At 62.4% G+C, this 11,724-nt stretch carries 12 protein-coding genes; 7 read left to right on the top strand and 5 right to left on the bottom strand.

Annotated elements, in window-relative coordinates:
• The first annotated feature begins 29 nt into the window (after positions 1 to 29).
• On the top strand, positions 30 to 464 hold the full coding sequence (locus SC1_RS12340) for a hypothetical protein (protein ID WP_062182022.1): 435 nt from the start codon (positions 30 to 32) through the stop codon (positions 462 to 464).
• A 3-nt stretch (positions 465 to 467) separates the two neighbouring features.
• Here the strand turns inward: SC1_RS12340 and SC1_RS12335 are convergent, their stop codons facing one another.
• Positions 468 to 836, bottom strand: a complete 369-nt coding sequence (locus SC1_RS12335) for a PilZ domain-containing protein (RefSeq protein ID WP_062182019.1) — start codon at positions 834 to 836, stop codon at positions 468 to 470.
• A gap of 101 nt (positions 837 to 937) precedes the next feature.
• Between SC1_RS12335 and SC1_RS12330 the strand changes: the two genes are divergently transcribed.
• The gene (locus SC1_RS12330; protein WP_062184072.1) at positions 938 to 1,348 is read left to right on the top strand and encodes a response regulator transcription factor; all 411 of its coding nucleotides are present in this window, start codon (positions 938 to 940) and stop codon (positions 1,346 to 1,348) included.
• 138 nt (positions 1,349 to 1,486) lie between these two features.
• Here SC1_RS12330 and SC1_RS22265 read toward each other — a convergent pair whose 3' ends face one another.
• On the bottom strand, positions 1,487 to 1,819 hold the full coding sequence (locus tag SC1_RS22265) for a hypothetical protein (protein WP_238586673.1): 333 nt from the start codon (positions 1,817 to 1,819) through the stop codon (positions 1,487 to 1,489).
• Between SC1_RS22265 and SC1_RS12325 the strand changes: the two genes are divergently transcribed.
• The 4 genes from SC1_RS12325 to SC1_RS12310 all read left to right on the top strand — a co-directional run bounded on the left by SC1_RS12325 (position 1,787) and on the right by SC1_RS12310 (position 5,113).
• Positions 1,787 to 2,266 (top strand): DUF4199 domain-containing protein, encoded by a 480-nt coding sequence (locus SC1_RS12325; RefSeq protein WP_238586672.1) that lies wholly within the window; start codon positions 1,787 to 1,789, stop codon positions 2,264 to 2,266. The two genes, SC1_RS22265 and SC1_RS12325, sit on opposite strands and share 33 nt — an antisense overlap.
• A 261-nt stretch (positions 2,267 to 2,527) precedes the next feature.
• Positions 2,528 to 4,129 carry a lysine--tRNA ligase gene (locus SC1_RS12320; protein ID WP_062182013.1) on the top strand — a complete coding sequence of 534 codons (1,602 nt, stop codon included), beginning with the start codon at positions 2,528 to 2,530 and terminating at the stop codon, positions 4,127 to 4,129.
• Between the two features lie 10 nt (positions 4,130 to 4,139).
• A complete protein-coding gene (locus SC1_RS12315) occupies positions 4,140 to 4,625 on the top strand; it encodes a DUF3291 domain-containing protein (RefSeq protein WP_062184069.1) in 486 nt (161 codons plus the stop codon).
• 5 nt (positions 4,626 to 4,630) lie between these two features.
• Positions 4,631 to 5,113 (top strand): asparaginase domain-containing protein, encoded by a 483-nt coding sequence (locus SC1_RS12310; protein ID WP_062182010.1) that lies wholly within the window; start codon positions 4,631 to 4,633, stop codon positions 5,111 to 5,113.
• Here SC1_RS12310 and SC1_RS12305 read toward each other — a convergent pair whose 3' ends face one another.
• On the bottom strand, positions 5,114 to 6,145 hold the full coding sequence (locus SC1_RS12305) for a fatty acid desaturase family protein (RefSeq protein WP_062182007.1): 1,032 nt from the start codon (positions 6,143 to 6,145) through the stop codon (positions 5,114 to 5,116).
• A gap of 147 nt (positions 6,146 to 6,292) precedes the next feature.
• Here SC1_RS12305 and SC1_RS12300 point away from each other — a divergent pair, with 147 nt between their 5' ends.
• The gene (locus SC1_RS12300) at positions 6,293 to 8,932 is read left to right on the top strand and encodes an EAL domain-containing protein (protein WP_062182004.1); all 2,640 of its coding nucleotides are present in this window, start codon (positions 6,293 to 6,295) and stop codon (positions 8,930 to 8,932) included.
• 9 nt (positions 8,933 to 8,941) lie between these two features.
• Here SC1_RS12300 and SC1_RS12295 read toward each other — a convergent pair whose 3' ends face one another.
• The gene (locus tag SC1_RS12295; protein WP_062182002.1) at positions 8,942 to 10,213 is read right to left on the bottom strand and encodes an amidohydrolase family protein; all 1,272 of its coding nucleotides are present in this window, start codon (positions 10,211 to 10,213) and stop codon (positions 8,942 to 8,944) included.
• Positions 10,214 to 10,698: 485 nt separating this feature from the next.
• Entirely contained in the window at positions 10,699 to 11,670 is a 972-nt protein-coding gene (locus SC1_RS21615; RefSeq protein ID WP_238586671.1) for an RcnB family protein, read from the bottom strand.
• Positions 11,671 to 11,724: the final 54 nt, after the last annotated feature.

Raw genomic sequence — 11,724 nt, 5'->3', positions numbered from 1 at the left:
TCCCTCCATGATGCGAAAGGAAAATCCGGATGAGCGAAGAGCACTCGATCGGCAGCGTGATCGATGAGATGTATGCGATGATTTCCGGGCCGAAGGGCCCGCGCGACTGGTCGCGGCAGGCCAATTGTTTTCATCCCGGCGCGCGGCAGATTCGCACATGGATCGGCGAAGACGGACGCGCGACCTTCCGGAGCATGGCGCTCGACGATTATGCGCGCGACACCACGCCCTTCTTTGCCGCGAATGATTTTTTCGAGATCGAGATCGGGCGGCGGATCGATGTGATGGGGAATATCGCGCATGTCTGGAGCGCCTATGAAGCGCGCAGTTCGCTGGGCGACGCCGTGCCCGAGCGGCGCGGGGTCAATTCGATTCAGCTATTCAAAGACCCGGACCTTGGCTGGCGGATCATGGCGATGATCTGGGACAATGAGCGCGAGGGTGTGGCCATCGCGCCGTTCTGAAGATCAGCTCAGGCCGCGACGCCCGAAGCTTGGCGCGCGATTCTTCAGGAAAATCTGCGCGGGCTCGACCATCGATGCATTCTGGGCGAGCTTCAACGCATTGAAGAGCGGCCCGTGCGTCAATTCATAGGGGAATCGAACGCCCATGCGGTCGAACTCGGACCACATCACGACGGCATAGGTCACCTGTCCGCCATAATGGATTTCACAGCGCGAGCGCGCCGGCATGCTCGCCCCGTCGATCCGCGCGCCGCCTTCCGACAGGTCGGTGATGCGCCCGTCGACAAAGTTCAGGACGCCGTTGACGGTGACGTCGATCGATACCGGAGTACGTTTGTGGCCGCGGGCGGTGGGGGTGCGAAAATTGTCCATGGCGGGGACGCTACGCCCGCATGGTAAATTTTCCGGTAACGATATTGGATCGCCTTGGGACAATGTTGCAAGCGGTCGCCGATAATGATCTATCATGGATCATGGCCCGCTCGGTCTTCCTTTATGGTATCGCGCTTGCGGCTGCGGCTTTTCTCCTCGAGTGGCTTAATTATAAACATGCCGTGCATCGCTGGTCGGGCGAGTTCTACATCATCTGTATTGCACTTGTTTGCGTTGCGCTCGGCATCTGGGTCGGCAACCGGCTTACTGCGAAACCGCGCCAGCCCTTCGTGCGCAACGACGCCGCGATTGCGGCTCTGGGGCTCAGTGGGCGCGAGTGCGAGGTTCTGGAAATGCTGGCGGCGGGGCATGCCAACAAGGTCATCGCGCGCCGGCTCGAAATCTCCCCCAACACGGTGAAGACGCATATCGCGCGCGTGTATGAAAAGCTGGCTGTCGCCAGCCGGACGCAGGCGGTGCAGAAAGCGCGGACGCTCGACATCCTGCCGTAAGATCGGGCTTGAGCGTGATGACGTCGAATGAACTCGTCATTGCGAGCGGCGAAGCCGCGCGGCAATCCAGAGCGTGCGCAAACCGCCCTGGATTGCTTCGCTCCGCTCGCAATGGCGAAGTGGGTCAATCCAAGGTTATCAGACTCTAGAGCGTGATCGTTTTTGGATGAAGCTGCCCTGTTCCCGCTTCGTCATCCCGGCGAAGGCCGGGATCTCATCCGTGCTCCATGTTGCAAGGTTGAGACCCCGGCCGTCGCCGGGATGACGATTCAAACAAGAAAGATCATGTTCTAAAACCGCCAAATCACCCGTTTGGGCGATGGATTCCGGCCGTTGTTTCTGCCCATCCCGCATGGCATTCACCATTTGGGGAGACAGGATATGGGCAGGATCATTGCAGTCTACGGCGCCATCGCGGGCGTCATCGTCGTCATCGGCATGTTCATCAATATCAGCTTTGTCGCCGATCATGGCGCGATGGGGATGGTCGCCGGCTATCTGTCGATGCTGGTCGCGCTGATCTTCGTCTTCGTCGGTGTCAAACGCTATCGCGACGTCAATCTCGGCGGGGTGATAGGCTTCTGGAAAGCGGTCGGGGTCGGCCTCTGCATCGGCCTTGTCGCATCGCTTTTTTATATATTCGGCTGGGAGCTCTATATGTGGCGCACCGGCGGGACCTTCATGGCCGAATATATCGCCAACAGCGTCGCGGACATGCGCGCGGCCGGCAAGCCGGCGGCCGAGATCGCGAAATTCTCGTCAGAGATGGGCGCGCTGGCTGAGCAATATAAAAATCCGCTCTTTCGCATGGCGCTTACGCTGACCGAGATATTGCCGGTCGCGCTGCTGGTATCGATCGTGTCGGCGGCGCTGCTGCGCCGAAGCAGCTTCATGCCCGCGACGCAGCCGCGCGGTTGAACAGAGAGGGGGCGGGAACGGCAGGAGCCTGCCGATATATGGGCTTTCCTACATTGCACCGGCATGCTTGATGATGTCCGATGCGATCGACCGCCGCCCCTCTCGCTAAAGCGACAAAGGACACAAAATGGATGCGCGTGTCCGTGTCCTTTGTCGCTTTAAGCGCGGAGGGCCGAAGCGCTATTCGTGATTTGCGAGTGAAGTTGCGCAGTTTTCCGGGTTTCTTTCCATCGGCGCCTCTTGCCGCTATGGGGCGCAGCTATGACTGACTTGCACCTTCACCCTTCGCTGCGCGAACCCGCGCAAACCTCCAAGGCCTGGCCGTTCGAGGAAGCGCGCAAGCTGGTGAAACGTTATCCGGACGGAAAGCCCGGCGGTGAGGCCGTGCTGTTCGAGACGGGCTATGGTCCGTCGGGCCTGCCGCATATCGGCACGTTCAACGAAGTGCTGCGCACGACGATGGTCCGCCGCGCCTATGAGGCGCTGACCGGCGGCGCGGCTACGCGGCTCGTTGCGTTCAGTGACGACATGGATGGGCTCCGCAAGGTTCCCGACAATGTGCCGAACGGCGACATGTTACGCGAATATCTGGGCAAGCCGCTGACTGCGATCCCCGATCCGTTCGAAAAATATGAGAGTTTTGCGCATCATAACAATGCGATGCTGCGCGAGTTTCTCGACCGTTTCGGTTTCGAATATGAATTCGTCAGTTCGACCGAGCGCTACAGGTCGGGCGCGTTCGACGATGCCTTGAAGAATGTCCTGCGCCACAATCAGGACATTCTTGACATCATGCTGCCGACGCTGCGTGCCGAGCGCGCCGCGACCTATTCGCCGATCCTGCCGGTCAGCCCGAAGTCGGGGATCGTGCTGCAGGTGCCGGTGACGGTGGTCGATGCCGACAAGGGCCTTGTTTCGTTCGAAGACGAAGGCGAGACGATTACTCACTCGGTCCTCGGCGGCGGCGCAAAGCTGCAATGGAAGGTCGACTGGGCGATGCGCTGGGTTGCGCTGGGTGTCGACTATGAAATGTACGGCAAGGATCTGACCGACAGCGGTATCCAGTCGGGCAAGATCGCCAAGGCGTTGGGCGGGCGCAAGCCCGAGGGGCTGATCTACGAAATGTTCCTCGACGAAAAGGGCGAGAAGATTTCGAAGTCGAAGGGCAACGGGCTGAGCCTCGAGCAGTGGCTCGACTATGGCAGCGAGGAAAGTCTGGCTTTTTTCGCGTACCGCGAGCCCAAGGCGGCGAAGCAGCTTCATATCGGCGTGATCCCGAAGGCGGTCGACGAATATCTGCAGATGCGCGGCAATTATGCGGCGCAGGAGCCCGACAAGAAGCTCGGTAATCCGGTGCACCACGTCCATGTGGCGCGCGGCGAGGATATGCCGAGTGCCGAACTGCCGGTGACCTTCGGGTTGCTACTGAACCTTGTCGGGGTGATGGGCGCCGATGCCTCGAAGGACCAGATCTGGCGCTACCTTGGCCAATATGTCGATGGCGCGAATGCGGAAAACTATCCCGAGCTCGACCGGCTGATCGACAATGCGATGGCGTATAACCGCGATTATGTCGCGCCCACGCTCAATCGCCGCAAGCCGCAAGGGGGTGAGGGCGCGGCGCTGAAGGAACTCGACGACAAGCTCGCCGCGCTCCCCGCCGACGCCTCGGCCGACGATATCCAGAATATCGTCTACGAGATCGGCAAGAACGAGGCCTATGGCTTTGAAAACCTGCGCGATTGGTTCAAGGCGCTGTACGAGACGCTGCTCGGATCGAGCGCCGGCCCGCGCATGGGCAGCTTTATCGCGCTGTTCGGGATCGACAATACGCGGCGGCTGATTGCCGAGGCACTTGCCTGAGGAGGCGCATATGGCGGACTATGAGCTGGCGCAGATCAACATCGGGCGCTTTCGCCTGCCGCCCGACCATGTCGCCAATCGCGACTTCATGGACGCGCTCGACCATGTGAATGCGGTGGCAGAGGCAGCCGACGGCTTTGTCTGGCGGCTGACGGGCGAGGGCAATAATGCGACCGACGTGCCGGTGACCGACGATCCGCACCTGATCGCGAACATGTCGGTGTGGCGCGATATCGATGCGCTCGCCGCTTATGTCTATCGCACGCCCGATCATCTGACGATCATGAAGCGGCGCAAGGAGTGGTTCGAGCATATGGCGCTCTATCAGGCGTTGTGGTGGGTGCCGGCGGGCCATCGTCCGACGGTCGCCGAGGGCATGGCGCGGATCGCGATGATCGAGGCGAGCGGGCCGACGGCCGAGGCCTTCACTTTCAAAAGCCCCTTCGCGGCTCCCGACGGGACTCCCGCGTCGCCGGTTCAGGACGAATGCGCGTGACAGACATGATCGACATTTTCACCACCGGCGGGACCATCGACAAAGTCTATTTCGATGCGCTTTCGGAATTCCAGATCGGCCCAGCGGCGATCCCCGACATGCTGCGCGAGAATAACGTCCATGTCCCGCACCGCGTCACGCAACTGATGCGCAAGGATAGCCTGGAACTCGACGACGCCGATCGCGAGACGATCCGCGCTGCGGTCGCCGCGAGCGATGCGCCGCGCATTCTCGTCACGCACGGGACCGACACGATGGTCGTTACCGGGCGCGTGCTGGCGGGCGTTGCGGGCAAGACGATCGTGATGACGGGCGCGATGCAGCCTGCGTCGGTGCGCGCGAGCGATGCCGAATTCAACGTCGGCTTTGCGCTGGCGGCGGTGCAGACGCTGCCGCCCGGGGTCTATGTCGCGATGAACGGGATGATCTTCGACCCCGAAAAGACGGTCAAGGACCGCGCCGGCGCGCGTTTCGTTCAGGAAGGCTGATCAGCCCGCCGCGGTGACCTGCCGCAGCACGGCGGCATAGTTCGGCGCGATCGTCATCGACTCGTGCCGACCCGCGCGTCCCAGGGCAGCATGAACCGCGGGCAGGCGATAGCAGGGCACGCCCATGAACAGATGATGCTCGGCGTGATAATTCACCCAATATGGAGCAACCGTCGCGCGGGCGAGCCAGCCGGCGTGGGTTGTCCGGGCATGGGTAAAGGGATCGTCGCTGCCCGTCGTCGTGCATGCATGTTCGGCGATGTTGCGGATGCGCAGATATAGCTGGAAAGTCGTGGCCAGACCCGCGAGCCAGAGCAGGTAGGGCGTCCAGCCATAGAGCGTCAGCGAGGCGGCGAGGAGCACCGCCTGGACGACGAGGAAGCGCCCGACGGCGCGCGCCACGGTCATTGCCCCGGCGATGTCGATCGTCGGTGACGTCATGCCGTCGTCGGACTGCTTGTTGAACGGCGTCCCGGCCTTGGTGCTAGCGCCACTTTTCTGACCTTGTTCGCCGCGCAACATCGCTCTCAGGCCGACAAAGGCAAAGCCGAATTGTGCCATGCGCTGCTTGAAGAAGGTCTGCCCGGTCATATCGCGCAGCACCTTGCGTCCCAGGCTGGCGCGGGTGGTGGGAAAGGGTTTCGACAACGACAGGTCTGGGTCTTCGGGCTGCTGCGTGAACTTGTGGTGCTGAAGATGATAGGTGCGATAGGCGATGAGGTCCGACCCGACTGCGGCGCCGGTCAGCCATTGGCCGAGGAAATTGTTGATTTTCCGGTTGGGGTGGAGCGCGCCGTGCGCGGCGTCGTGCATCAGGATCGCAAGCCCGAGTTGGCGGCCGCCGACAAAGATGATCGCGAGCAGCCATGCGAGCGGGTTCTGCGACCAGGCGGCGATGCCGACGAGTGCGATGCTGATGATCCATGCATGGGCAACCAGCCAGATGCCGCGCCAGGACGACGCGCGAGTGATCGCCGACCATTCGGCGCGGTCGAAAAAGCGGTCGGGCGGGAACAGGCGGACGGCGGGCATTGGTGCAATATAACAAGTTGCGAACCGAAACGTAACCCCTTCCGTTTTGGCACAATGTCGGCGGAAATCACGCGCTTGCGGTAAGGATTTGGTAACTCTTTCACGGCCAGTGACGACGGCGATCAGAAGAGCGGGAAGTTCAGGAAATTGGGGGTTCGGCGTAACATCATCCGACCGGGAGGCGGCGATCTTTCCGCAGGCGAATCGCTGTTCGATTCGCCGGAATTCGTCACGCATCTGATGCGCGTGGCGAAGCTGTGGCACTATGTTCTGATCGGCCGCGTCCTTGCATTTCTGACCTTCGTTTTCTTGCCTGGAGTTGCAGGCTTTCTCGATCAACCCTCGCTCTGGCTGGTCATGGCGGTAGGCTTGCCATGCGACGTCGCACTGACGGTGATCGGGCAGGCGATGCGCAAACCGCGCCTGATCGGGAACAGTCAAGTGCGGCTTATGGCGATGCTGTGTATGGCGCTGATCGTGCTTGGCACATTGCTCAACGCGGCAGCGATGTTCAATGCCATCGCAATCCCTGACGGCAGCCGCCACTTCGATGCCTTTACCGCGATTCATATTGGCTCGCTTCTCGTCGCGGCGGCGGCGGTCGCGGTCGTTCGTCCCGCCTTTTTCGCCTTCGCCGGTGCGACCGCGCTGGGCGGTGCTATCGGTGCGGCGTCTTGGCCTTTTGCTGTTGCCGGCCTCGTCTTTCTTGGCCTGTTGATCGTGATGATGCGCGAGGATGTCCGCCACCAGCGGCGTGCGACGCGTGCGGCGCGGCTCGGCGTCAGCGAACAGCAGCGTGCACTGAACCTGATGCGCGATTTCGAGCGTGCGGGGCGCGGCTGGTTCTGGGAAACCGATCGCGATGGCCATCTCGTCTATATTTCGCCGACCGTGGCGGCGCGGCTCGAACGGCCGCTGTCGGATCTGCTCGGTCATCCCTTTACCGACATCATCCGCAAGCGGATCGGCAAGGACGAGAGCGAGGAGCGTACGCTCGGTTTCAGCCTCTCGTCGCGTACGCCGTTCAAGGAGCTGACGGTACAGGCCTCGGTTCCGGGCGAGGAGCGCTGGTGGTCGATTTCGGGCCAGCCGATTAGCAACGAACTAGGCAATTTTCAGGGATTTCGCGGCAGCGGTACCGACCTGACCGACAAAAAGAGGTCGGAGCGTGAGATCAACCAGCTTGCGCGATACGACACGCTGACGGGGCTTGCGAACCGGCGCCATATCACCGACCTGCTCGAGCGCGCGCTCAAGAGCCATGGCGGCCAGCCGCAACCATGTGCCTTGCTGCTGATGGACCTCGACCGCTTCAAAGCGGTCAACGACACGCTCGGCCATCCGGTGGGCGACCAATTGTTGCAGCAGGTCGCAGGACGATTGACGCAGATCGTCGGCGACAAAGGACAGGTCGGGCGGCTTGGCGGCGACGAATTCCAGATCGTCGTGCCGCAGATGAGTCAGCCCGAAAAGCTGGCGGGTATTGCCAATGCGATCATCCTCAGCCTTGCCAAGCCCTTTGCGATCGAGGGCGAACAGGTCCGCATCGGATCGTCGATCGGTATTGCCGTTTCTGACGGAGAGGGTGCAACCGCATCCGCGCTCGTCCGCAATGCCGATCTTGCGCTTTACGCGGCGAAGGATGCCGGGCGCGGCGTCTATCGCTTCTATGCCGATGCGATGCACAATCAGGCGAGCGAGCGCAAGGCGATCGAAGATGCGCTGCGCGACGCGCTGGCGAGGGACGAACTCAAGCTTCTCTATCAGCCGATCGTCGATGTGGCGAGCGAACGGATCACCGGGTTCGAAGCGCTGATCCGCTGGCATCATGCGACCCGTGGGTTGATCAGCCCCTCGAAATTCATCCCCGTGGCCGAAGAGTCGAACCTGATCGTTCCGATCGGCGAGTGGATCATCCGGTCGGCCTGCGCGGCGATCGCGCGCCTCGGCCCAGGATACCGCGTCGCGGTCAATGTGTCGCCGCGCCAGTTCGCGAACGAAAAGCTGCCTGCGACGGTCTTGAGTGCGGTTTCGGCGGCGGGTATCCGCCCCGAGCAGCTCGAACTAGAGATCACCGAAGGCGTATTCCTCGACGAGAGTCCCGAGACTCTCGCGATGTTCCAGAAGTTGAAGCGGACTGGCGTGCGGCTGGCACTCGACGATTTCGGTACTGGCTATTCGGCACTGGGCTATCTGAAAAAAGCGCCGTTCGACAAGATCAAGATAGATCAGAGTTTCGTCCTCGGCGCCGCCGATCCCAGCAGCATGAATGCGGCGATCATCTCGTCGATCGTCGGCCTAGCGAGCGCGCTCGACATGGAAACGACCGCCGAGGGCGTTGAAACGCACGACGACCTTGCGCTGATCCGCGGACTCGGATGCAGCCATGTGCAGGGCTATATCTATGGCAAGCCGATGGATCTGGTCGAAGTGCTGGCATTGCTTCGCGAAGGCGGCGGACGCGCTGAGGCCAAGGGATACAAGAGCGTTCGCGAACCGCGGCTTACGACCTTCCGTACGATCCAGATCGGCAGCGGCGACCATCGATATGAGGCGATCATCCGCAACATGTCGTCGCGCGGGGCGCTGATCGAGGGGTTGTGGAATGTCCCGCCGGGCACCCTGCTGAGGCTCGAATTCGGTTCCGACCAGATACTCGACGCCGAAGCGCGTTGGTCGGCGGGCAACCGTGTCGGAGTCAAATTTGCCGAAGCGATTGAAGTCGAAGCGTTGATCGGTCCAAAGGCCGCCACGCCGGCGCGGGGACGGGTCCGCCGCGCCGCGTGACGACGCCGTTCAATCGGCGATGCGGCCGCGTGCCATCACCCAGTCGACCTTTTCCAACACTGTGACGTCGGTCAGCGGGTCGCCGCTGACCGCGATCATGTCGGCCGACATCCCGGGCGCGATCCGTCCAATCTCGTTTTCGAGCGACAGCAGCTTTGCGGCGACCGTCGTCGCGCTCGCCAGCGCCTCGCGCGGGGTCAGCCCATATTTGACGAGCAGCGCGAACTCGCCGCCGTTGCGGCCATGTTCGAACACGCCGGCATCGGTGCCGAAGGCGATCGGCACGCCCAGCGCCTTGGCGCGGGTTACCGCCTTGCCGACGTCGTTCAGCGTCATGCGCACCTTGTTTTCGACCGTCGGCGTGTAGATGCCCTTGCCGAGCCGTTCGCGAATACCCTCAAACGCCATCAACGTCGGGACGAGATAGGTGCCCTTGGCCTTCATGACCTGGAGCGTTGCGTCGTCGGCGAAGGTGCCATGTTCGATGCTGTCGATGCCGGCCACGGCCGAGGATTTGATCCCGCCCGCGCCGTGCGCATGCGCCATCACCTTGAGCCCCAGCGAATGGGCGGTGTCCGCGATGCTCTGCAGTTCGGGGCTAGTGAAATGCCCCTCGAGCCCGCGCGCCTGCTGCGACAGTACGCCGCCGGTCGCAGTGATCTTGATGACGTCGGCGCCGGCGCGAGAGGCCTTGCGGACCTTCTCGGCGCACTCGACCGCACCGGTGCAGGTATAGCCTTCATCGAGAACGGCATGAATGTCCTCGCGAAAGCCCGTGACGTCGCCATGCCCGCCGATGATCGACAGCGCCGGGCCGGCGGCGACGATGCGCGGGCCTTCGATGAAGCCGTTCGCGGTACCGCGGCGGAGAGAAAAAGCGGTATATTGCGCGGACCCCGCCTCGCGCACCGTGGTGAAGCCCGCGCGCAGCGTGATTGCGGCATTTTTAGCGCCGACGACGACGCCCCATTCGTCGGGATCGACCGCCGCGGCGCGATAATCGTCGCCGGGGTCGCCGGTCAGATGGACGTGAAGGTCGACAAGGCCGGGGAGCAACGTCTTGTCGCCGAGGTCGACGACTTCGGCGCCAGTCGGAGCTGCGGTGCGGCCGGGCGTGATCGAGGTGATGCGATCGTCGGTGATGGTGACCGTCGAGGGGCCTTGCGCGGGCTGGCCGGCGTCGGTGATGACGCGGCCGGCATAGATAACGGTGGTTTTCGCATATGCCGTCGTACCGAGCAGCGCGAGCGTCGCGGCTGCGACCATTCCCAATTTACGCATGAAGTCTCCCCTGTTTGTTTCAGCCACCGTGGCGCGGCGGGCGGGGGAGGGCAAGTGGCGAGTGGCGTAGCAAGAGGCCGTTGTTCGATTCGGTCATGCTTAAGGCGACAAAAGTTGCGGACATACGCGTCGAAAATGTCTCCTTTGTCGCTTTAAGACCGGTTTTGCGAAGCCGACGATTTCAAAGAGCGAACGCGAGGCTGGCACGGTGCGATGATGTAGGACAGCGGTATTTTGCTAATCGGGTGATGTCTGTTTTGGGGTGGTGAGCGGACGTTGCCCGATTTTCCTTCGTCATCCCGGACTTGATCCGGGATCCCGCTTTTTGAAGGCACCGGCACGCTTCACGAAATAGCGGGACCCCGGATCAAGTCCGGGGTGACGATGATGGAGAGGTCCGCTCCCGGTCGACTCCTGCCCCCGCACAAAAAAAGGGGGCCGGCGAACCGGCCCCTCAGTTTGTCATCTGATAACCGAAAGGAATATTACCAGAAGAAATCGTAGATCACGTCGATCACTTCACCCGAGTAGGTGTCGACCAGAAGCGCATCGTTGTAGTAGCGGATCCAGCGCGTGCCTCCGTAAGCCGGTGGCAGGCGGTAGTAGCCCGGATCGTTTATCCAGTAGCGCGAGCTGTAGAACAGCGAGTTCAGCGAGAAACCGATGCTGAAGCGCGTGTAGCCATAGCCGCGATACGGGTTGTAATAGCGGGGCATCCGGTAATGGCTGCGGTTCCGCTCACGATAGCTGCGCCAGTCGTAACGGCGGTCGCTGCGCCAATCGCGGTTCCACCGGTTGTTACGGTCGCCCCGGTCCCAGCGGTCGTTTCGGCCGTCGCGATAGCGGCGATCGACATAGCCGTTGCGATTATTGTCCCAGCGACGGTCGACGCGGTTGTTGTCGTTCCGGTCCCAGCGGCGGTCGAGATCACCGTTGCGATTGCGGTCGTAGCGGCGATCAACCTGGCCGTTGCGGTTGCGGTCCCACTGGCGATCGACCTGACCGTCACGATTGCGGTCCCACTGGCGGTCGGTGCGACCGTCGCGGTTGCGGTCATAGGTGCCGCCGCGCTGACGCTGTTCGGCCTGCCGCTGCTGCCATTGCTGGCGCTGCGCCTGCCGCTGCTGATCGTTGCCGCGCTGCTGCTGCCATTGCTGACGCTGCGCGTCGTTGCCACGCTGCTGGCGCCACTGCTCGCGCTGGGCCTGTCGTTGCTGATCATTGCCGCGTTGCTGCCACTGCTGCTGGCGCATTTCGCCGCGCTGCTGGCGTTCAGGTCGTGCCTGGCCATCGCCGTTACCACCACCGCGGCGCACTTCGGGTCCGCGTGGCCCGCGGTCTCCACGGTCGCCGCGCTGTGCGATCTGCACCCGTTCACCTGACGCCTGTGCGGCGGCCGGGGCGATGGGTGTCAGGATCGTCGCAGCGATCAGCAACCCTCCGAACATCTTTTTCATCTCGCCATTCTCCAACTCATGTCCCGTGTGCTGGAGACGCCAGCCGGGATGATG

Origin of the sequence: Sphingopyxis sp. C-1, assembly GCF_001047015.1 — a bacterium.
GTDB lineage: Bacteria > Pseudomonadota > Alphaproteobacteria > Sphingomonadales > Sphingomonadaceae > Sphingopyxis.
Note: the sequence above shows the minus strand (reverse complement) of the source record. Positions and strands in the feature narration are given on the sequence as shown.

What these genes read in the sequence shown, in the direction of transcription:
- SC1_RS12340 (WP_062182022.1), top strand. Translation starts at nt 30, where the DNA reads ATGAGCGAAGAGCACTCGATCGGCAGCGTGATCGATGAGATGTATGCG.
- SC1_RS12335 (WP_062182019.1), bottom strand. Translation starts at nt 836, where the DNA reads ATGGACAATTTTCGCACCCCCACCGCCCGCGGCCACAAACGTACTCCG.
- SC1_RS12330 (WP_062184072.1), top strand. Translation starts at nt 938, where the DNA reads ATGGCCCGCTCGGTCTTCCTTTATGGTATCGCGCTTGCGGCTGCGGCT.
- SC1_RS12325 (WP_238586672.1), top strand. Translation starts at nt 1,787, where the DNA reads ATGTTCATCAATATCAGCTTTGTCGCCGATCATGGCGCGATGGGGATG.
- SC1_RS22265 (WP_238586673.1), bottom strand. Translation starts at nt 1,819, where the DNA reads ATGATCGGCGACAAAGCTGATATTGATGAACATGCCGATGACGACGAT.
- SC1_RS12320 (WP_062182013.1), top strand. Translation starts at nt 2,528, where the DNA reads ATGACTGACTTGCACCTTCACCCTTCGCTGCGCGAACCCGCGCAAACC.
- SC1_RS12315 (WP_062184069.1), top strand. Translation starts at nt 4,140, where the DNA reads ATGGCGGACTATGAGCTGGCGCAGATCAACATCGGGCGCTTTCGCCTG.
- SC1_RS12310 (WP_062182010.1), top strand. Translation starts at nt 4,631, where the DNA reads ATGATCGACATTTTCACCACCGGCGGGACCATCGACAAAGTCTATTTC.
- SC1_RS12305 (WP_062182007.1), bottom strand. Translation starts at nt 6,145, where the DNA reads ATGCCCGCCGTCCGCCTGTTCCCGCCCGACCGCTTTTTCGACCGCGCC.
- SC1_RS12295 (WP_062182002.1), bottom strand. Translation starts at nt 10,213, where the DNA reads ATGCGTAAATTGGGAATGGTCGCAGCCGCGACGCTCGCGCTGCTCGGT.
- SC1_RS21615 (WP_238586671.1), bottom strand. Translation starts at nt 11,670, where the DNA reads ATGAAAAAGATGTTCGGAGGGTTGCTGATCGCTGCGACGATCCTGACA.